Here is a 22,424-nt window from a genome sequence, read left to right on the forward strand (position 1 = left end):
TATTGTCCTCCTTAGCAGTCTAGCGGGTTGGGTTTATTAGCATCGATACCGTATTTAGTCATAGCATCTTCCAGCACCTGCACATCCAACTGCCCTTCTTTGACCAAGCCTTCTAGTGCCGCCAAAGTGACCCAGTAGCGGTCGACCTCAAAGAAGTCACGCAGTTTTTTGCGCGTATCACTGCGGCCAAAACCGTCCGTACCCAGCACTTTATAGGTGTTTTGCGGCACCCATTGGCGTACTTGGTCGGCATAGAGCTTCATGTAGTCAGTCGAAGCCACTACAGGACCACGACGCTCATGCAAGCAGACCTCAATATGACTCAAGCGCGGCTCTTCGCGCGGATGCAACCTGTTCCAGCGCTCCACGTCCAGACCGTCACGGCGCAGCTCGTTGAAGCTGGTTACACTCCAAACATCAGCGCCAACGCCAAAATCATTACGTAGAATTTGTGCGGCAGCCTGCACTTCGCGCAAGATAGTGCCACTACCCAATAACTGCACATGTAGCTCGCTCTTACGCTTATCTTCTTCTAGCAAGTACATTCCGCGAATGATATCGCGCTCAATATGCTCACGCTGTGGCATCGCTGGCTGCTGATAGGACTCATTCATCATGGTAATGTAGTAGAAGCAGTCTTTTTGCTGCTCAACCATCTGATAAATCCCTTCGCGGATAATCACCGCCATTTCGTAACCGTAAGCCGGATCGTAGGTATGACAGTTTGGAATAGTGCCCGCCAAAATATGACTGTGACCGTCTTCGTGCTGTAAGCCTTCACCGTTCAGGGTTGTGCGCCCTGCCGTACCGCCCATCAAGAAACCACGCGCGCGGATATCACCCGCTGCCCAAGCCAAGTCGCCAATCCGCTGGAAACCAAACATGGAATAAAACGCATAGAACGGCAGCATCGGCTGGTTATGATGACTGTATGAAGTCGCTGCAGCAATCCACGAGGACATCGCGCCGGCTTCGGTAATACCCTCTTCCAGCAGTTGCCCTTTGACATCTTCCTTGTAGTACATCACCTGGCCTTTATCCACCGGCTGGTACAACTGCCCCACTGCTGAATAAATTCCTAGCTGACGGAACAAACCCTCCATACCGAAGGTACGCGCCTCATCCGGCACAATCGGCACAATACGACTACCAAGGTCTTTGTCTTTTAACAGCTGCGCGAGAATGCGCACGAACACCATGGTGGTGGACACTTCACGATCGCCGCTGCCATCTAAAATAGCTTTCAATGTATCCAGTGACGGAGCGGGAATGCTCATACTACGCTGACGACGCTGGGGCACATAGCCACCTAACTTGCTACGCGCCTTCTGCAAGTATTTAATTTCCGCACTATCGTCGGCTGGACGGTAAAAAGGCAGTTTCTCTAATTCATCGTCATCCACCGGAATAGCAAAACGGTCTCTAAAACTGCGCAGACTATCGATATCAATCTTCTTAACGTTGTGAGCAATATTCTGTGCTTCGCCACTGCCTGTACCGTAACCTTTGATGGTTTTAGCGAGGACAACCGTTGGCTGCCCAACATGGTTAACCGCCGCATGGTAAGCCGCATACACCTTGAATGGATCATGGCCGCCACGGTTAAGCTTCCAGATTTCAGCATCGGTTAAATCTTCAACCAAAGCCGCTAAGCGTGGATCAGTACCAAAGAAGTCTTTACGCACAAAGGCGCCGTCATTGGCCTTGTAGTTCTGGTAGTCACCATCCAAAGCTTCGTCCATGCGCTGCTGCATCACACCGTCTGTGTCCTTAGCAAACAACGGATCCCAGTAACGACCCCAAACCACTTTCAACACGTTCCAGTCAGCACCACGGAAGTTGCCTTCCAGCTCTTGCATAATCTTGCCATTACCACGCACAGGACCATCCAAACGCTGCAAGTTACAGTTAATCACAAAAATTAGGTTATCCAGTTTTTCACGACCTGCAAGCGAGATCGCACCAAGCGCTTCTGGTTCATCAGTCTCACCATCGCCAAGGAAACACCACACTTTTTGTTTGCCCGCAGGAATAAAACCACGATGCTCAAGGTATTTCATAAAACGCGCTTGATAAATCGCCTGAATCGGCCCCAAACCCATAGAAACAGTCGGGAACTGCCAGAAATCAGGCATCAACCAGGGGTGTGGATAAGAAGGCAAACCCTTGCCGTCTACTTCACGACGAAAATTCTCGAGCTGCTCTTCACTAATGCGCCCTTCCAAGAAGGCGCGCGCATAAATACCCGGCGCGGCATGGCCTTGGAAGTAGATCAAGTCACCGCCATGCTCTTCAGTCGGCGCTTGGAAAAAATAGTTAAAGCCTATGTCGTATAGAGTGGCGCTGGATGCAAACGTACCGATATGCCCGCCCAAATCAGGGTCAGCAATATTAGCGCGCATCACCATCGCCAACGCATTCCAACGTACTAAGGAACGAATACGACGCTCCATAAACAAATCACCCGGCATACGGGCTTCGTGAGTAACGGGAATGGTGTTGCGGTAAGGGGTAGTGATTGCATGGGGTAAGCGAATACCTTCACGACTGGCTAACTCGCCCAAGCGTGATAACAGGTAATGCACACGTTCTTCACCCTCTTGCTCTTGCACGGATTCGAGTGCATCAAGCCATTCTTGGGTTTCTACTGGATCAAGATCTTGCATAGCGGACTCCTAACTTTCTGCCTAGGGTAGAGGCTTTTTACGTACTATACATCTTATGGAAGTATTGTATTGATTCGAGCCTTTATCGTTTTGTAGTTTTACTACATAATGACGCATTAGTCACCTCTTTGCTAGTCCCTTTTAGCACAATAGGCTGAGCGGTCTCTGACGACAGCTGCATAAAAAACACCACAAACCAGCAAGCCACCCACCCAGCCCAAACAGTAGCCGGCGGTTGCGTAATAAAGCCTCTGTCGCCAAGGAGGGCGACAGGGAGCCTACAGGGACGTACTCGCGGCGGCTTTATGGAGTAACTGCCGGTTACTGCACCACTCAAACCAAACGAAAACTAACCCAGACCAGCAAGCCACCAACCCAGCCCAAACAGCAGCCGGTAGTTGCGCAATAAAGCCTTTGTCGCCAAGGATGGCGACAGGGAGCCTACAAGGACGTACTCGCGGCGTCTTTATGGAGTAACTGCCGGATACTGCAACACTCAAACCAGAACAAACCCACACCACCAACCCAACTACCACCCATGGTGAACGCCCTTCATTTCAGGTATCTTTTACCACCAAGCAGCGACCTTGAGCACAGTATGATTCCCAACCTCCTTACCGAATTGCCCAGCCAATTATTCGCCCTGCGCCAACACGCCGAACAAAGCTGGCACACTGCATTAGCAGAACAAAAAATCAACCCACCGAACTGGCCGCAAGCCCTTTTCGAGCAATGCATCAGAACCTTTACTTTAAGTGAATTTGTCCTTAACCAAGCCTGCCGCGATCCCCAGTACTTCATCGATCAACTCAACCAAGGCGAACTCGACAAAGGAAAAAATCCTGATAGCTTTCAACAACAGCTCACTGAAATCACCCAACAAAGCCTTGATGAAGCAAACCTTTTAGAACAACTACGCAAATACAGAAACCGCCAATACTTGCGGATTATCTGGCGCGAACTTAACCGCTTAACGGATCTCGACGGCACCTGCCAAGAACTGTCCGCCCTAGCCGACAGCTGCATTGAAACCGCCTACCAATGGCTTTATCAACAGCATTGCCAACTATTCGGCACACCCATAGGCCGCCACAGTCAACAACCTCAACACATGGTGGTTCTGGGCATGGGCAAACTGGGTGCTTACGAGCTAAACCTTTCTTCTGACGTAGACCTAATTTTCACCTACCCAGAAGCAGGCGAAACCCAAGGCGCTAAACGTAACCTAGATAACCAAGAATTTTTCACCCGCCTAGGGCAAAAACTAATCAAAGCCCTCGACAGCATTACACTGGACGGCTTTGTTTTTCGCGTGGATATGCGCCTGCGCCCTTACGGCTCCAGCGGCCCTTTGTTATTTAGCTTCACCGCCATTGAACAGTACTATCAAAACCAAGGTCGTGATTGGGAACGCTACGCCATGATCAAAGCACGGGTCGTGGCGGGCGATCAAAGCGCCGGAGCCAAATTACTGCACATCCTCAAACCCTTTGTATACCGCCGTTACCTAGACTTCTCCGCCATTGAAGCGCTGCGCTCGATGAAACAGCTCATCCAGCAAGAAGTACGCCGCAAGGACATGGACGACAACATTAAGCTCGGCTCAGGCGGTATCCGCGAAGTCGAATTTATTGCACAAGCCTATCAACTGATTCATGGCGGCCGCGATCTAAGCCTGCAACAACGACACCTACTGGTCACCCTAGACACCCTAGCCATTCAGGGCTATATGCCGACAGACTCTGTTGTAGCACTCAAAGACGCCTATCGTTTTTTACGTTTTACTGAGCATGGCTTACAAGCGATTGCCGACCTACAAACCCAGCAACTGCCCAGCAGCGAAGTAGAGCGCGCCCGCTTAGCCGCCATTATGGGTTTTGCAGATTGGTCTGAGTTTGAGCAACAACTGCACAACAAAAGACAAATCATTGAGCAGCACTTTCGCGACGTGATTGCCGATCCGGACAAAGAAGACGAAGAATATATTGGCGGCGAGTGGCTACCCGTCTGGGAAGCATCCATTGAAGAAAGCAGTATTTTGCAACAACTAAGCGAAGCTGGATTTAATGATGCCAGTACCGCTTGGCAGCGACTGCTGCAACTACGCAATGGCAGCCAAGTTCGCGCTATGCAGCGTGTCGGTCGCGAACGCTTAGATGCTTTTATGCCGCGACTTTTATGTCATGCGGTTGAGCACGAGCAGCCTGATCTGGTACTCGAACGCGTACTCCCCCTTATTGAAGCTGTGGCGCGACGCTCCGCCTATTTAGTACTGTTAACCGAAAATCCCGGCGCACTCTCGCGTGTGATTGAGCTGTGCGCCGCTAGCCCTTGGATTGCCACGCAGCTTGCATTGTTTCCAGCGCTGCTCGATGAGCTACTCAACGCCGGTCGCCTTTACCGTCCGCCCCTGGCACCTGAATTGGCTGCCGAGTTACGCGAACGCTTAATGCGCATCCCCGAAGACGATTTAGAGCAACAAATGGACGTGCTGCGTCACTTTAAATTAGCACACCGTTTGCGTGTCGCTGCCTCCGAAATAGCCGGCACATTGCCACTGATGAAAGTGAGCGATTACCTAACCTGGTTAGCCGAAGCCATCTTGGAGCAGGTACTAAAGCTGGTTTGGAAGGACATGGTGCGCAAGCACGGTCAACCCAAACGCTATGACAACAGCCCCTGTGAACTTGATTTTGTGATTATCGGTTACGGCAAATTAGGCGGTATCGAGCTGGGTCACGGCTCCGACTTGGACTTAGCGTTCCTCTATGACGCTGATCCACTGGCTGAAACCGATGGTCCGCGCCCCATGGATGGCGCACAATTTTATACCCGCCTTGGACAAAAACTTATTTCCATGCTCACCACCCGCACCACATCAGGCGCTCTGTATGAAGTTGATATGCGCTTACGTCCTGGTGGTGACTCTGGGTTGCTGGTTAACTCACTGAGTGCCTTTGCTCGTTATCAAGAACATGAGGCTTGGACTTGGGAACATCAGGCATTGGTCCGCGCGCGCATACTGACTGGCTGTCGCGATCTGACCGCGCGTTTTGAACAAGTTCGCTTACAGATTTTAGGACGCCAGCGTGAGCTGGTTCATTTGCGTGAAGAAGTTAGCCAAATGCGTGCTAAAATGCGCAATAATCATGGCACAGCAACTACTCAAGGCGGCTTGGCCGACAACGCGTTTTGCGCGGACGTTAGCTTCGATCTCAAACAGGATGCTGGTGGTATTGTCGATCTTGAGTTTATGGTGCAATATGCTGTGCTAGCTTGGTCATGGCAATACCCACAGCTCGTGACCTACACGGACAACATCCGCATTCTTGATGAGCTAGGCGCAGCCAAACTGCTCAGCATGGACGATGTACACATGCTACAGGAAGCTTACAAGGCTTACCGCGCAGCCGCACACCGCCTCGCCCTGCAAAAACAGCGCGGCGTGGTGAGTGGTGACCAATTCCATAGTGAACGCCATAACGTTATGCGTATGTGGCGCGCATTAAAACTTAATTATCACCCAGAGTCTGGTCAATAAACCCAGACGAGGGGTTCGTTTACTACCTATTTTCAGGAGCTACAAAAATGTCGATGGCTGATCGTGATGGTCTTATATGGTACGACGGCGAGATGGTTGAATGGCGTAACGCAACCACCCACGTACTCACTCACTCACTCCACTACGGCATGGGAGTTTTTGAAGGTGTACGCGCCTATGAGACCCCAGAAGGTCCCGCAATTTTCCGTCTGCAAGCACACACCGACCGCTTATTCGAATCAGCCCACATCATGGGCATGAACATCCCTTACACCCATGACGAAATCAACGCTGCCACCATCGCGGCGGTACGCGACAACAAGCTAAATAGCGCCTATATCCGTCCACTGGCATTCTACGGCTCTGAAGGTATGGGCATTCGTGCAGACAACCTAAAAGTACACGTGATTATTGCCGCTTGGCACTGGGGCGCCTATATGGGCGACGAAGCGCTGAAAAGCGGTATTCGCATCCGCACCAGTTCTTTCACCCGTCACCACGTCAACATCACCATGACTCGCGCTAAATCCAGCGGTGCTTATGTCAACTCGATGCTGGCCCTGCAAGAAGCTATTTCCGGCGGTGCTGATGAAGCCCTGTTGCTGGATCCAGAAGGCTATGTGGCTGAAGGTTCAGGCGAAAATATTTTTATTGTGAAAAATGGCGTGATTTACACTCCAGAAGTTACTGCCTGCCTCAATGGTATTACCCGTAACACTATCCTGACGCTGGCCGGCGAAAGAAATATTCCAATCGTAGAAAAGCGCATTACCCGTGACGAAGTGTACATCGCTGACGAAGCCTTCTTTACCGGTACAGCGGCTGAAGTCACACCAATCCGCGAAGTAGACGGTCGTAAAATCGGCTGTGGCAGCCGCGGCCCGATCACCGAGCAGCTACAAACAGCTTACTTTGATCTGGTCACCGGCAAAACAGATGCCCATCCTGAGTGGCGCACATTGGTGAAGTAAGCCAACTGTTGCGTGCTATCGATTACGGATAGCACGCAGGGTTGTTAAAGACTTGAACACTTGTGCAACAAAACCAACCTTCTAACTGTTTAGGTTTCCCAAAATATCTTTTTTAGCCGCCGCTGCAGCTCGGCAACCACCTCCTGCTCGAACCATTGATTTTTATGCAGCCAGATTTGATTGCGGGGCGAAGGATGCGGCAAAGGCAGGATGTTTTCAGGCAACTCGCGCCAATTTCTCACTCGCTCGGTCAAGGTTTTATAGCCATCCTGCAAATAATATTTTTGCGCGTATTGACCCACCAACAAAGTAAGCTGTATTTGCGGCAATTCAGCCAATATGGGTTGATGCCATTGCGGTGCGCACTCTGGACGCGGCGGCAGATCACCGCTCTTACCCTTGCCAGGATAGCAAAAGCCCATCGGCATTATGGCTACCCTGTCTGGATCGTAAAAATCCTCTTCGCTTATTTGCAGCCACTCACGCAATCGCCTACCACTGGCATCATTAAAGGGTACGCCGGTTTTATGTACGCGCAATCCGGGCGCTTGACCAATAATCAACAAGCGCGCCTGCGCACCCGCCTGTACGACCGGCCTTGGTCCTAAAAGCAGGTACTTAGCGCATAGTTGGCAGCTGCGTATTTCTTGCAATAAAGGGATTAGTTTAACCACGGCTTGCCACCTCTTACTGATTTACGCCTAATCTAAGACTCCGCTAGCTTCTTAAGTGTACGCTTGACGATCAGCACGTCCTTGTAGGCCTCCACTATGCAACAAGAGGATTTTTTGTGACGCTGAAGCTGAGCGGCTGAGCTGATACTGTTCGAAGGTGTGCACAAGTTTAGCGGTATACACAGGGTCGAGCGGCAAACCCAGCTGGTCATAACGCTTTATTAAAGCGATTAATTCAGGCGTTTGTTTAGCAAAACCACCCAGCGCCCCATCCAGTACCCGCACTTTATCTGCACGTGCGGCTGTTGCTTTCCAGTGCTGCGCCAAGGCGCCCTGATCAGCCACCACATTAACCACAACCAGATTAGTTGTTGCGCGCAACTGCTGCAAACCTTGCTCAACACCCTGAGCCGTAGCACCACTACCAGCCGCCAGCCACAGTTGATCATAATGCTGGGCAAAATCAGCCACTGAACGACAACCAAGCTCGCCTTCAACGCCTGCACCGCCCTCTGGAATGACCAATGCTTGATGTTGCTCAGCAAGCTGCTGTTGAAAAATCAGATCATAGCGCGCCGCATAAGCGCGTCGATCTAAAAACTGCAGCTGTGCACCCCAATTACGGCACTCTTGCAGGGTTGGCGTCAATTCAGCCGTGGCATAGCCACGCACCATGCACAGCAAAGGAATATCCAGTACATACGCAAACGCTGCGGTGGCATGCAAATGATTCGAGTACGGGCCGCCAAAGGTGATGATTTTTTGATACTGACCTTTGGTATAGCGTTGCCACCAACCGGCCAATTTTAATGCTTTATTGCCTGATAACAGCGGATGCACTAAGTCGGTGCGTAACACATCAACACCGCACATACCCGGCATGGTCTGGCAGTAGTTGCGCCACGGCAAACGCTGGTGCAATAAATCGGTCAGTAGTTGTTGTATTTGCGTTGCGACTACGCCCGTCACTTAGCACCGTTAAGCTTGCGATAGTAACTGTCCAGCAACTCGGCCATGCCTGTGCGCCAAGCTCTTGGCTTGACCCCGAAAGTGTGGGTGATTTTCTTGCAATCGAGCACGCCATGCTGGGGTTCTATGGCAGCGTCTTCAAAGTGTGCATGTGGCCGCGGGATCACTTCTTGACTAATGCTGGAGTCCCAGGCCTTCGCTTCGTACAAAATAGCTTCTGCCACGGCTAAGGTTGTCGCTGCTTCTTGCCCGCCATACTGATAAGTACCCCACAGCGGCGCAGTGCAGTCCAGCTGCTTGAGAATCGCAATTATAACCCGTGCTGCATCTTCAACAGGGGTAGGATTGCCACGTCTATCATCAGCCATTTCCATAGTGCCACCCGCTTGTGCACGTTGTAAAACCCGCCCAAGCATACCCTCAAGGCTGTCGTCCAACAGCCAGCCAAAACGCAAAATTATATGCTTGGAACAAATCGCTCGTACGCTTTGCTCCATACGCAAAAGCGCCTGCCCCCGTGGGCTCAACGGGTTACATTCATGCTGCTCGTTATAAGCTGTGGCACGATAGCCATCAAAAACTCTGTAGCTGGAGGGCTGTAGCAAAACACACTGGTAATGCTTACACAGTTGCGCCAAGCGCTGGACAGCTTGCTCTTGCGGCGCAAACTTATCTGAAACAACACGACCTAATTGAAACCAATCAAAATAATACGCCAGGTTAATAACCACATCTGGACGTACATCATCGATTAACTCTGTGAGACTGGCAGGTGTCCACACGCCCTGCTCTGGCCGTGGCGCTAGAAAAGAAATATCGCACTCAGCGCCATGGCGTATTAGCGCCTGCCCTAATGCATTGCCTGCACCCAATAAAACCAGTCTTAAACGCATGCCAGCCTCTTGTTATGCCGCTATTTTATAAGCTTTTACCTACACAGGGCTGCATCAATGGCGCCCTGTGTGCTTTACCTGCCAACTGCTATTACGGATTAAAACGGTAGTTCACATAAAACGGTGAAGAATCCATTTAACCCATTGAAAATATTGGTTTTTATCATAAAGATAGCCAAAACTGTTAAGTTAAGCCCAATATTGTCAACTTTCTGGGCAGGCACTCTAGAAGTATTAGCCGCCAAGCGTAAAGATAGAATCTTGACACTTTCAGCGACAGCACCTGATCAACTCAGGCGGCTCCAACACCCAAAATCAAAAAAGGCGGGTATTGGAAGACTGGTTGTTTCTACCAAACATTGAATCGCATTTTAGCAAGATCTCGGCGAAATAAAACCCATTTCCCGCTCTTGCCATCAACTCTATGTCAAACCTTGGTATTTACACCCGTTTTCAAGCCATCACCGGCTAAGGGCCCCTCAGACCAAGAGTCAATCCAGCAGGCTGCTGCCCGATTTGAATTTTGAGATAGAGTTACCTCAAGTTACGCACAATTACGCGCCACATGCGTAACTCCGCGTAATTCTTCACCTATAAATAGGCGATGGCAGTTCGGGGTACGCCCTATATATGTGAAGAAATACCCTCTCAGTGATATGAGAAATCTCATCCTCTTCATATTGCTCAACGGGCAACCCTGTTCTTTCATCGTAAAGAAAATCAAATATCTGCTGCTTAACCGCGTCGCGAGTAGATTCTTTTTGCTGCCAGTTCGCAACTTTCAGCCGCTCTGCCTTTAGCGTTGCCAGCAAAGTAGTGGCAACCTGTTTGATCTTAGCAATCTCTTTTGGCTGCAAACTCGGCTTACTGAGGAGATCAAACAATACCAAAGTCTCCTCATCCAGGCCTTCCCTGATTGCTCGCCTCTCTTCATGAGAAAGCTCTTCATTCAGTTTTAGCAGTGCCTCAAAGGTTTTTTCAATAACAACGCGATCCTTTTCCTGATTATATTCCTTAACTAATTTTTCGTAGTGCTCTTGATAATCGGTACGTAACGGATTTTGCATCATGAGCCGGGCTAGCTTCTTCTCAACCGTGTGCTTGAGCGATTGCACTGTAGTATTCTTTCGCTCTGACCTAGAAAACTCTTGGCGGAGTCGTTCAAAATCGATCTTGCTGATATCGTAAATTCGATCACCATCCGGTTTCGGCTCTTTGACTTTATGTGTGGTATCGATACTACCGTCAACAATTTCGTACAGCTCTTTCATGATGTCGGAGATGTCGGCTTTCTCTTTATCTGCCTGCAAACTCTTATAGAGTACGTTGATTGCATCACGCATATCACGATAACCATTAACGCCAGGCACGTTAATGCAGGCTTTAAACTTGTTGAACACCTCTCTGGCCATTACCTCGAAACGTTTCCGTGTTTCGTCATTTTGATTGATGATTTCCTTGGCTTGAGCAATCGCTGCATTTTTAGCAAAACCTGTTTCTGTAATAATCCGGCTTAGTTCAAAATCATGCTTTCGCAAAAAGTCGGTTACAAAGCTGATCGACTCGTTCAGACTTTCCAGCAACTCTTCATTAGGCTTGGCTGGTTCATTTTCGCCCTCACCACCACCGTGCCCCTCATCGCTAGCACCGGCGAAGGTCGCCAAGGCTTTACGCAGGTTTTTCAGTATTCCGCAGTAATCCACGATCAAACCATTGTTTTTGCCTTCCGCCACGCGATTTGCCCTAGCAATGGCCTGCATCAAGGTGTGCGCCTTCAACGGCTTGTCCAAATAAAGGGTGGAAAGTGTTGGCACATCAAACCCGGTTAACCACATGGCACACACAACAGCCACTCTGAATGGGTGCTCGCTGGATTTAAAGGCTTCTTCAATATCCAGCCGAGAGCCATCAGCCAGTTCAAATCCGGCTTTAAGCAACTGGCGGTGTGGTTTTATATCCAGCCCCCATTTTTCGAACTTGGCAACTTCACCTTGCTCTTCACTGACCACAACTGCCATCAGGGTGTCTTTCATCCACGCCAATTGGCGCTCTCGCCAGGCCAGGTCCTGCTCATCCGTAGCCGACGCAAGTGCTTTTTCTTTGGTTTTAATTTCCTGCTGCCAGTAAAAATCGATCAACTTATGCATCCGTACACAAGTGATCTTATCGAGGCACACAAACATCGCCTTGCCGGTTTCCCAAGCGTTGGCATAATGAGCCACAAAGTCACGTGCTATCTGATCCAACCGACTTGTTGCAGTAATGATGTGATAATCACGCTTCAGCTCTCGCTCCAACCTTTGCTGAACGTCTACATCCTCAATTTCCAACTCATCCAGCTTTTCCGCTATGCGCTCATTGATGCCTTTGGGGTCCGCAACCGTATGCTCATTGCCATCCTCATCGGTAAACACTAACTCTTCACCACGGGCATCGTAGTACAAGGGCACTGTCGCCTTATCCTCGACAGCCCGCTGAAAGTCATAGGTAGAGATGTAATCACCAAAAACCTTCTTGGTTATTTCATCATCTTTAAATAATGGCGTTCCGGTGAAGCCGATAAAGCTGGCATTGGGCAAGGCGTTGCGCATGTTTAGCGACAAGGTGCCATATTGTGTGCGGTGCGCTTCGTCGGTGATGACGATAATGTCGTCGCGCTCGGAATAAGGCTTTTTAGGGTCGACTTTTTCGTTAAATTTTTGAATGAGGGTGAACACAAAAGCTTTTTGCTGGCCGATCAGCGCCTTGAGGTCTTTCCCGCTATCAGCTCGGCACGGGTCTTTATCGTTATCGACCAAGCCACAACCTGCAAAGGTTTTATAAATTTGCGTGTCCAAATCCTCGCGGTCTGTTAACACCACAAAGGTATAGTTGCCACCTAGCTTTCGATGCACCATCTGGGCGAAAAATACAATCGAATAAGACTTGCCAGAACCCTGGGTGTGCCAGAAAACCCCCAACTTACCCAAACGCTCACCTCGATTCACAACGGCATCAATTGCACGGATAACACCAAGGTATTGGTGATTGCGGGCAACGATTTTCACCAAGCGACCAGAGCTCTGGTCAAACAAAGTGAAGTTTTCAAAGATGTCCATAAGGTTGGTTTTGGAACAGGTTCCCTTAAGCAGGGTCTCCATATCCACAACGCCTGGTTCACTCTCTTTCAATCGTTTCCAATCATTGAAATGCTCAAATTTACTGGAAACGGAGCCAATCTTGGCGTCAATGCCATTGCCCAAGATAATAAAGGCGTTGTGATAAAACAGGTGCGGGACAGTGTCTTTGTAATCAGCAAGATTTTGCTCATAGGCTGCACGAATATCCTTGTGAACGTTTTTCACCTCCATAAACAGCAGCGGAATGCCATTCACAAAGCCGACAAGGTCTGCCCGGCGCCGATAAATATCGCCTTTAATCCAAAACTCTCTGACCAATAAAAAGTGATTGTTTTCGTAATTATCAAAATCAAACAGGCGTAGGCGCTTCTTTACCCGCTCACCTTTGTCGTTGTGGAAGCTCACTTCCACGCCATTTTTGTGAAGGGAATACTTCTCCTTATTCACGGCAACAATATTGGTGGATGCTGGCATCTCACAGACCACGCGCAATGCCTCCTGGTAGGCGACATCCGGCAAGCCAGGGTTGAGCTCTATCAGTTTCTCGCCCAAATAGCGGGTTAACACCACCTCTTGCTCTGAAAGCCGACCTAAATCACCCTCCTTGCCCAGCTTTTCATACATGCCCAGGACAGATTCATCCCACTGCAACTGATTCAGCAAGTAGTCTGCAGTGACTTCCTGAACCAGGGTTTCTTCTGTCATGGCCATGAGCAAATCCTTCTATTTCTTGTTCTTAACTTGATAGCGTACAGGGCGATTGAGCTTCTTCACTACGCCATCATCAACAGCTCGTTTCAGCCATTCAGTTAACTGAGATTTATTAAGCTGAGTGCTTTCAATTAATTCTTCGACAGTAACTGGCTTCTCTGCCAAGCGCTGCAGCTCGGAGGTAAACAGCTGATAGAAATCGATAGGATCTGTTGGGGCAGCGTCGCTTTCGGCAGTCTGCTGTGGAATAGCCTGAATCTTTGTCTGGCTTTCGCTAACGACTATCTCGCGCTCTGACTCTATAACTTCTTCAGGCCCAGATTCTGGCTCAGGATTAGATTCAGGCTCAAAAAACAATTCGGGCTGTGCAGGCATGGAAAAGAGATCGCCCATTGGTTCCTTCATCTGATTCGCACGGCCACCTTCATTGCACATTAATTCCGAAATCTTGAAGGCTTCAGTATCAGCCTCCAGCCAACGGCCACCTTTGGCGACCAAATCGGCATTGGCCGCATCTTTGTCCGTTGTCTGCTTAACCCACAGCGGTACCCATGCTTTTTTCAGATTTTCTTCTGCACCGTTTAGCGTGCCGCCTTTTTTGCCCGAATGAATCACCAGAGAGCTGTCTGCCAGGCAATAGATGTATTTGTTGCGGGCCATGGCATTTCCAGCACTGAATCCTGCCTCTGGATAAAAAGGCGATACCAACACGGCATGATCATCCATCAAGCCTTTGCGCCACTTACTGCTGGTCGCTGCTTTTAGCAGGCTATCGGCCATCACGCCTATCACCACACCACCTTGTTTCATAGCACCCAGCATTGCTGTTTCATCGACACCCCGAGCACCACCAGAGACAATAGCAAAACCCTCTTTAGCGGCTTTAGCACCCACTTGGTCGGTAAAAGCCAAATCAGCTTCGCTGGCATTGCGCGAGCCAATAACCGCCAAGCCACCTGCATTCAACAAGGCTTTGTTACCACAACCAAACAGCACTGGCGGAGAATCAGTTTTCAGCCGCCGCTTTAAACGCCTTGGATATTCAGGGTCGGAACGGGTGACCACCCACAGGCCAGCCCGTTGCCACTTTTCTAGGGCCAGTGCGAGGCTGTGGCCACGGCTCAGCAATTCAATAATTCGCTCCGCACTAATGCGCGCATCGTGCCAACCTTGCAGCAACGTTTTCGGGTCAGTCACCAATAGGTCGGCAGGTGTGGTGGACTTGTCCTTTAACCACAAAGCGAAGCGCCCCCACTCCGAATTAGTTAACGGTTTTGCACTTTCGTTGCTCGCTTTTGAAAAATAGCTGGTCAACAACAAAGTCGCCTGCGCTGTGGGCGACAGTAAACTGGATACATTCATTAGTCTTTCACCGAAGATGAAGCCAGCGCAACGGGGTAAACCACACCGCTGCCTGCTTGCTGTAAGAGAGCCGCAATGACTGTCAGCGTCCAACCGGAATCCACGATATCATCCACTAATAAAACCGGGAGCCCCTGATAAAACTGAGTCACTTCAAACACACCATCAAGGTTTCGGCATTGATGAAAACGATTCTGCTGACCTTTTTGCGGCTGATTGTCTTTAACTTTGCTAATGGCGTCCAAAAACGGTAGCCCCAAACGTTCAGCCAAGCGGCGGGCAAAATCCGGAACCAGATCGGGATGATTACGCGATGGCACGCAGCACACCCACTCTGGCGCTGGGTTAGGTTGCCAACGCTGCTGAATCATTTCTGCCATGGCCTCGACCAGTTCATCGCTGAAACGCTTGGCATGTTTATTATCAGCAACCGTCCGTCCCCAGCCTGCATCGCCCCAGCGGGATAAAACACGGCCTTCCTGTGCGCGAAGATGCTGGGGTAGATTGCCTCGAAAGCCGTATTCCAAAAACGCATTGGCCGCCACCTGTGCTTTTGGGGTGATCACCATTTCCGCGTGCTTAAGGAAAGTACCCGCTCGATGTGCCAAAACAGGATCAACAGCTACATTGATCACAGGCCGCCCCAGGCAAGACGAACATTTACCGCAAGGCGTAGGATCGAGATCGTCCAACGCCTGCCGCAGAAAGGTCATTTTGCAGCCAGCATCATCCAGATACGCCTGAACCTCCTGCCATTCCTGTACACGTTGTCCGGTTAAGTGAGCAATACGTGCATGATCCATTTGATAGCGAATAGGGGTTCTGACCCAGCGGCTACCGTCTTTTATGACCGGCGCCGGGTTTTCCACGCTCAGCAGCTTCAGCACTTTTTCAATCTGACCGTGACGCAGGTTGGTTTGCTCTTCAATACTGCGCAGTGACAATCCATCACTCTGCTCCAACACCTGCAAAATTTCATTCACCTGGACCTCTGATGGAAAGGCCGACTCCCGGAAAAATTCGTGAATATCCTGATCTTCCACACCCGACATCAACACACCAACGGCATGGTCAATACCGCGCCCTGCACGACCGACTTGCTGATAATAAGCAACTATGGAACCCGGTGCTTGATAGTGAATAACAAAGCTTAAATCCGGCTTGTCATAGCCCATTCCTAATGCTGTTGTCGCGACTAAAGCTTTTAAATGGTTGTTAAGTAATTGTTCCTCAAGGTGCTCACGATAGACATTACTGTTCTCAAAACCTTCAGCCTCAACACTGCCGTGGTAAGCCCTGGCATCAATGCCATTTGAAACCAACCACTCCGCCACCTGCTCGGCGTCGCGCACTGTTAAGACGTAGACAATACCGGTACCCGGTAAAGTTGGTATGACCTGCGCCAACCACGCTAAGCGGGAGGCCTGATCGGGCAATACCATGGTTTGCAATGCGAGACTTTCCCGGGTCAAAGGGCCACGGTGAATCTGGATATCACCCAACTGGGTTTGAATGTCCTCGACAACGCGGTTATTGGCTGTTGCTGTAGTACCCAGTACACCAGTATTTGCAGGTAATCCGCGTAGGATGTTAGAGATGAGTCGGTATTCGGGAATGAAGTCGTGCCCCCAATCAGAAATACAATGGGCCTCATCAACTACCATCAATCCTAATCGGTCTGAAATAGGAGCAAGAACATCATCAAGAAATTCTTGATTAGAAAACTGCTTCGGGTGAATTAAAAGCACGTCTATTTCATTTTGTTGCAGTCTTTGCAGTATGTTTGGCCTGTCTTCGCGGTTTGTCGAATCCCAGCGAACAGCTTCAAGTCCCAATCGAACAGCGGCATCGACTTGATTACGCATTAATGACAGCAGGGGCGAAACAATAATAGTCGGCCCTAGGCCTCGGTCACGGAAGATCTTAGTACTGATAAAATAAACCGAGCTTTTACCCCAACCGGTGCGCTGCACAACCAACAGCTTTTGCCTGTGATTCACCAAGGCATCAATCGCTTCCCACTGACCATCACGGAATTCGGCGGCCGGATTGGCTAGCGCGGTTTGTAGTAACTGCTGGGCTTCCTGTTTTTCGGTATTGGGATTCATCATCATTCCTTGATTTACACTGTTAGCTCGCCGCTCATGAGTTTGGGGAGTAGCAGGTCGCGGGCTTGGGCCAAAGACTTATTGTATCTAGCCAAAACTTCAAGCTGGCCGATGATCATATTTATTTGTTCAGAAAACTGTTCGAGCAAAAAATCACTGGGAACTAAAACATCTGTACTTTGCAAATAGTTCCAATCTGCTCTTGGCATTTTCGAACCTTCCTTGCATGTTTTGGAGGCCAAGGCTACAAAGTAATCTGAGGAAAGATACATAAGCAAATATTGGTAATAAAAATTATCTAACGCCCTAATAACAATCGAATCTGATGACGTAATACCATCACAAATAGCAAACCCTACTTTATGAAAATATGGTCGGATTTTTCCAAAAATAATATCAGACTTTTGAAATCGAAATTTATTGCTGGTGACTTTCTCAGCGGAATCCCAATCGGACAATGTGATTGATCTTCTTGGGATATGTTCAAGACCAATGTATGGTGTTTCCGGCTTGATTGAGTCTGGCTTGACAGTCTCTCTTATATCCACGCAAAGCTCAGAAAGAAGTTGCTTTTGCCACCCCTCTGGCACACCATCAATAATCTTAACTTGCTCATGGCCGGGGAAGCGCAAGTGAACAAACCATTCCTGATACAGCAGGCGAGCGGATTCTTCCAGCAACTGAATGCGGCGGCGGTTATTTTCGATGAGGTCGTTATAAGTCCTAATCTTTTGGACGATTTTATCTTGAACATCAACAGGGGGGAGTGGTATTTCAAATCCCTCTAGCATGCCTTTTGTCAGTGCTTTTCTGGTTCCACCAGTACCAGCCCAAGAAAGCATCTTGGCCTGCATGAAGGGTGATACCATGTAGAAAGCAAGAAAATGTGGCAGAAGCTTCTTTGGATTTGTTCTTAAAATCGCAACGTGCTGATTTACCCTTGCTGGGAGTACTGCATCATGGACCAAACAGCATCGTGCAACAGAATCGCCGGTAATGTTGACAAGAACATCCTCCTTCTCAACACTAACGCCTTTCATTTTTTCTGCTGTTTTTTCATCGATATAAACTAAGCCATCCGTTGAAAATTCATTGTTATATACATTTTGGCTACGGATTAACGTTGTACCTTCAGATATATAGACAGAATCACCACCTCTTGGAGTTGAACCGCTACCAATTTTGAGGGTTAACGCTGACAGAGGTTCGCTTTGCCAGCTCATACCCCCAACTCCTCAAAGTTACGGGCAATCTTTTCGGCCAACTCTGCGGCCTCGGTATTTAAGCCTTGCAGCTCGATATGGATATCACGCAAGGTTTCTTCAAAATCGAAGTCCTCATCCACTTCTTCCGGCGCCACACCCACATAGCGGCCCGGCGTTAGGCTCCAGTCAGCGGCTTCGATCGCTTTGATATCTACCAGTTTGACCAGGCCTTCCACATCACAGAGCTTGCCTTCCGGGAAGCGGCTTAACAGCCAGTGGGCTTGCTTGTAGAAGTAGCGTACCTGCTTGAGTTGTTCCACGGCCAGCTTGCGGGCCTCATCGGCGGTTTTCTTTAAGTTGCTGCGACCACGACCATTTAACAGCGTGTTATCCCAGAGTTCACTGTCTTTGGCGTCATTGGCTTCGGCCAGTTCAATCACGCGGGTTGCCAGCTTATAGGCGAGATCAATTTCTTTAATCAGGTTGCGGCTTTGTTCAGCAAGGTCTTTAAGGCAGGCATCTTTATCAATGAAATCCAGCAGACTGGCAGCGTCGTTATATTCGTATTCATTCCACCACTTTTGCAGTTCGTTGGTCAGGATTTGAAACGCGGACCAACCGCCTTCGACCGAGCCCTTAGCATTAAGGAAGTCGACATAGGGCTCAACACTCACGCCGTCTTGCTCCAGCTTGTTCATAAAAGGTTGAAAGGCTTGGCTGAGTTTTTCCAACTGAGTGATAAAGTCTGGTATCGGCTCGCGGGCTAACGCCTCAGATTGTTCACAGGAACGAGCTTCGAAAATTGACTTGTCGATATACTGCTGCACCAGCTCAACAAAACGCTCACCTTCGCCACGGTAGAGCCAGACCACAGCGGTCAGGTTCTGCTGCTGCTCAGGGCTGAAGTCGTAAATCTTGCGGGTAACTTTACGGTAGACGTTGCGGGCATCCAGCATTAACACCTTGTCCTTCAGATGCGCAGGCTTGTTTTTATTCAGAAACCACAGCTGGCACGGCACGGTGCGTGTATAAAAGAAATTGCCACGAATATCGACCATGATGTCCACATGGCCGGTTTTGACTAACTGCTCGCGCACCTTGGCCTCGTCGCGACCAGCGCTTGAAGCCTGGGATGACATGACAAAACCTGCTCGCCCCGTATCGTTGAGATAGCTATAGAAATACTGAATCCACAGATAGTTGGCATTACTGACTTTTTTGTTTTTATTCACGCCCGGCAAGCCAAAAGGCAGGCGGCGCTTATCGCCTTTGATTTTATCAGCGTCGACTTCATCCACGTTAAAGGGCGGGTTGGCCATTACATAATCGACAGTGCCGAACAGGCCTTCGTGAGGGTCGTTGTAATAAGTAATGGCACCTTCACCACCCTCCACATTGCCTTCAAGGCCGTGTACCGCCAGGTTCATTTTGGCCAGGCGTGTGGTCACCCGGTTTTTCTCGTGGCCGTAAAAAGTCAGCTCGTGTGGGTCTTGCGCATGGCGTTCCATAAAGTGGGCGCTTTGTACGAACATGCCGCCGGAACCACAAGCCGGGTCAAAAATTTTACCGTGGTCGGGTTCAATCACATTCACCAATAATTGCACTAATGACACAGGCGTAAAAAATTCACCACCATCGTGCGCGCCTTGATCGGCAAATTGGGTTAGGAAGTATTCATAAATACGGCCAAAGATATCGCCCGTAGCCTTTTTTAACTCCTCTGGGTTTAGCGTACGCAGCAGCATGCCCAGTACGTCGTTAGGAATATTGTTGTATTCCTGCTTCGGCAGCTGATTGCGAAGGTTGGTGTAATCTGCCTCGATGGATTCCATGGCATGAATGATGGCTTCGGCCCGATTGTCCGCATCGGTCAGGGCAATCAAGTAATCAAACTGCGCTTCGGGCTTTAGATAGATAGCGCTCTTTTTAGAGAAGTCTTCTTTGGTGAGCTCGCGGGTTTTACCTCCTCGGCTGGGCAAGGTAGCGACAATCTCGTCTTTTACCGAGAGGAAGCGGCTATAAGCGTGGCGCAGAAAGATCAGCCCCATCACCGGCAAAAAGTATTCGTTACTGGCTAGCTCGGAGTTGGCGCGTAAGGTATCAGCCGATTTCCACAGGCGTTTTTCAATTGCTTCGATGTTTTCCAGTTGTGCCATGGGGCCGGATTCCTAGTTATCTTCTGATTTACTGTTTGCTGATTTCATTGCTTCGCTGACACCGGCGCGGTTGTGCTGGGCGGCGATGTATTGCTCCAGCTCGCTCTGTTTGAATCGCCAGGAGTTACCCACTTTAAAGCCCGGTAATTCGCCGCTTGCAGCCAGCCGGTATATGGTCCGCTCATTCACCTTGAGGTAATCGGCCACGTCTTTGATGGTTAATATGGGGTCACTCATGACGAGATATCTCAGCTATGTCGGAGGTGTCGAAAAAGTACAGAACTGTCAATATATAGGATCTGAGAGAGAGATCAAGTAAGAACGGTTCTCAGGCTTATTGATCGCCAAACAGGCGCTGGTAGTCGGCCTTGAAGTTGGCATGCATGTCTGAAAAGTACTTCCAGAACTCGACTAGGCCATTGATGGTTTTCATGTCTGTATGACCACAGTCCAGCATGATTTTGAGCAGCTCTAAGGTTGGCATGACTTGCGCATCGAAGGCTTTAGCCAGCTCGGTCATATCCTGATCGTCCGTCACTACCGGAACACCCAACTCCAATGCATAGGCGATATACCAGGCATCAACACGGGACGGCCCGGGCAATTCAGTTTGCACATGCTCCCAGACGTATTCGAAGGTTTGCTGAATGGGTTTCTTTTGTTTTTTGCCGATTTGGGGGAAGTGTTTGCGATTCTCGGCGAATTCCTCGTCATCCACCCATGGGAACTTACTTTGCAGTTTTCTGGTACCTAGCTCGTCATTCAGTTCAGGCAGAATGTACAGGCAATACTCGTTGTCACCAAAGGGCACAAACAGTAAGGGGCGTATGGTTTTGGCCAACCTTAGGTAGGCGTTGGTATCAACGAGGATTTTCGATTGCGGCATCAGGTCAACTCTGCGTGGATACTCCGTGCATCGAGGAGTGGCATATCCAGCACAGTTTGAACATAACCTGGCCCTTTATCGTGCTCTTTCAGGTATTTACGGAGCAAGTCGAAAAATGGAGTTTCGAAAGCAGCTTCTGCCTTTTCAATATAGTCACGGGCGCTTGGGTGGCCGTGTTCGTCGAGCTCGGTATTGCCAAACAGGGCTTCGCTGAGGTTCTTATACTTCTTATTGAAGTTGGTCACCGCACCAGGGAAAGCCGATTCGCTGAGCTGTATTTGAGGCTGCCCTGCGGACTCGGCATATTTATTCACCTGCCCAATCACTGTCCAAGGCGATATGGTTAACTGATCAGCCAAACCGATGACATGTGCAATTTTGGCCGCAGGAGAGACTTGCGACATGATTGAGGCGTATGCCTGCTCCGCCAACTCATGAGGGTAAAGCAAGCTCGCGGCGAACGCATCGGCAAAATCTTCAGCATCATCGCCCTCAAGGCTTGGCGAAAGACAGTGTCCCAACTCATGCGCCATCCAGAACTTGAAGTCATGAATATTGGTATCCAGATTCAGGTAAACCCATGTGCTTCCCGAGTCAGGAAGGTGTATGTGCACCGCATTTTCATGCCGCTGCTTTGCTCCCCACATAACGGGAACCACAACGGCCTGTAGCTCACTGAAGCGGCGAATCAGGTGCGTAAAATCCACACACTCTATTGGGCCAAGATTTATGTCTTCTCTGACTTTCGCTGTAACCGTGCGAAGGTAGTCGTAATCACAACTCGGAGACTTAAGCACCGGCGGCATCTCAAAGGTGTCAAACGGCAGATAAGGCACGAGATGACGGAGAAAACGACCAATCTCTTGCGCTTTTTCGATATGGTGATCCTTGGTTTTGGTACCGCGCATTTTGCGGAATGCCACCTTCGGGGCATGCGGATCTTCCTTGATGATCAAATCATCAAAAGCAAGATTTAACAACTTGCCTAACTGAAGTAGTTTGTTAGGTCGGGGAAAAGACTTGTGCAAAAGCCATTGGGAAACGGCTTCTTTGGTTACGCCTAGAGCATCAGCGACGGCAGTTTGGGTTAAGCCTGCCTTATCGATTGCCTGCTGTGCTTTATCTGTATTTAGTCTTTTTTGCATGCGCGAAGTATATGCAGC

14 protein-coding genes are annotated in these 22,424 nt (G+C 49.5%); 2 read left to right on the plus strand and 12 right to left on the minus strand.

What is annotated here, in order from left to right; genetic code table 11:
• Positions 1–11: 11 nt before the first annotated feature.
• Positions 12–2,666 (minus strand): pyruvate dehydrogenase (acetyl-transferring), homodimeric type, encoded by a 2,655-nt coding sequence (gene aceE, locus QEZ41_RS05775; RefSeq protein ID WP_289410447.1) that lies wholly within the window; start codon positions 2,664–2,666, stop codon positions 12–14.
• A 598-nt stretch (positions 2,667–3,264) separates the two neighbouring features.
• Between aceE and glnE the strand changes: the two genes are divergently transcribed.
• Both glnE and QEZ41_RS05785 read left to right on the plus strand, forming a co-directional pair.
• Positions 3,265–6,207, plus strand: coding sequence for a bifunctional [glutamate--ammonia ligase]-adenylyl-L-tyrosine phosphorylase/[glutamate--ammonia-ligase] adenylyltransferase (glnE, locus tag QEZ41_RS05780; RefSeq protein WP_289410448.1), 2,943 nt, complete (start codon positions 3,265–3,267; stop codon positions 6,205–6,207).
• Between the two features lie 47 nt (positions 6,208–6,254).
• A complete protein-coding gene (locus QEZ41_RS05785) occupies positions 6,255–7,178 on the plus strand; it encodes a branched-chain amino acid transaminase (protein ID WP_289410449.1) in 924 nt (307 codons plus the stop codon).
• An 89-nt stretch (positions 7,179–7,267) separates the two neighbouring features.
• On the opposite strand, the gene QEZ41_RS05790 is transcribed toward QEZ41_RS05785, so the two are convergent.
• From QEZ41_RS05790 to QEZ41_RS05840, 11 genes are all read right to left on the minus strand, one after another.
• Positions 7,268–7,852, minus strand: coding sequence for a uracil-DNA glycosylase family protein (locus tag QEZ41_RS05790; RefSeq protein ID WP_289410450.1), 585 nt, complete (start codon positions 7,850–7,852; stop codon positions 7,268–7,270).
• 51 nt (positions 7,853–7,903) lie between these two features.
• Positions 7,904–8,821 (minus strand): 1-aminocyclopropane-1-carboxylate deaminase/D-cysteine desulfhydrase, encoded by a 918-nt coding sequence (locus tag QEZ41_RS05795; protein WP_289410451.1) that lies wholly within the window; start codon positions 8,819–8,821, stop codon positions 7,904–7,906.
• A complete protein-coding gene (locus QEZ41_RS05800) occupies positions 8,818–9,714 on the minus strand; it encodes a sugar nucleotide-binding protein (protein WP_289410452.1) in 897 nt (298 codons plus the stop codon). Before QEZ41_RS05800 ends, QEZ41_RS05795 begins: the two co-directional genes overlap by 4 nt.
• Before the next feature lie 587 nt (positions 9,715–10,301).
• Positions 10,302–13,544 carry a type I restriction endonuclease subunit R gene (locus tag QEZ41_RS05805; RefSeq protein ID WP_289410453.1) on the minus strand — a complete coding sequence of 1,081 codons (3,243 nt, stop codon included), beginning with the start codon at positions 13,542–13,544 and terminating at the stop codon, positions 10,302–10,304.
• A gap of 12 nt (positions 13,545–13,556) precedes the next feature.
• A complete protein-coding gene (locus QEZ41_RS05810; protein WP_289410454.1) occupies positions 13,557–14,906 on the minus strand; it encodes a DNA-processing protein DprA in 1,350 nt (449 codons plus the stop codon).
• On the minus strand, positions 14,906–17,014 hold the full coding sequence (locus QEZ41_RS05815; RefSeq protein ID WP_289410455.1) for a RecQ family ATP-dependent DNA helicase: 2,109 nt from the start codon (positions 17,012–17,014) through the stop codon (positions 14,906–14,908). Before QEZ41_RS05815 ends, QEZ41_RS05810 begins: the two co-directional genes overlap by 1 nt.
• 14 nt (positions 17,015–17,028) lie before the next feature.
• Complete coding sequence (locus QEZ41_RS05820; RefSeq protein WP_289410456.1) at positions 17,029–18,237, minus strand: restriction endonuclease subunit S; 1,209 nt, start codon at positions 18,235–18,237, stop codon at positions 17,029–17,031.
• Positions 18,234–20,375 carry a class I SAM-dependent DNA methyltransferase gene (locus tag QEZ41_RS05825; RefSeq protein ID WP_289410457.1) on the minus strand — a complete coding sequence of 714 codons (2,142 nt, stop codon included), beginning with the start codon at positions 20,373–20,375 and terminating at the stop codon, positions 18,234–18,236. Before QEZ41_RS05825 ends, QEZ41_RS05820 begins: the two co-directional genes overlap by 4 nt.
• Positions 20,376–20,387: 12 nt before the next feature.
• Complete coding sequence (locus QEZ41_RS05830; RefSeq protein ID WP_166163631.1) at positions 20,388–20,612, minus strand: helix-turn-helix domain-containing protein; 225 nt, start codon at positions 20,610–20,612, stop codon at positions 20,388–20,390.
• 97 nt (positions 20,613–20,709) lie between these two features.
• Positions 20,710–21,261 (minus strand): PIN domain-containing protein, encoded by a 552-nt coding sequence (locus tag QEZ41_RS05835; protein WP_289410458.1) that lies wholly within the window; start codon positions 21,259–21,261, stop codon positions 20,710–20,712.
• A complete protein-coding gene (locus tag QEZ41_RS05840; protein WP_289410459.1) occupies positions 21,261–22,406 on the minus strand; it encodes a helix-turn-helix domain-containing protein in 1,146 nt (381 codons plus the stop codon). The genes QEZ41_RS05835 and QEZ41_RS05840 overlap by 1 nt, the downstream gene beginning before the upstream one ends.
• Between the last annotated feature and the right edge of the window lie 18 nt (positions 22,407–22,424).

The sequence above is a fragment of the Thiopseudomonas acetoxidans genome, assembly GCF_030362935.1.
GTDB classification, from domain to species: Bacteria; Pseudomonadota; Gammaproteobacteria; order Pseudomonadales; family Pseudomonadaceae; genus Thiopseudomonas; species Thiopseudomonas acetoxidans.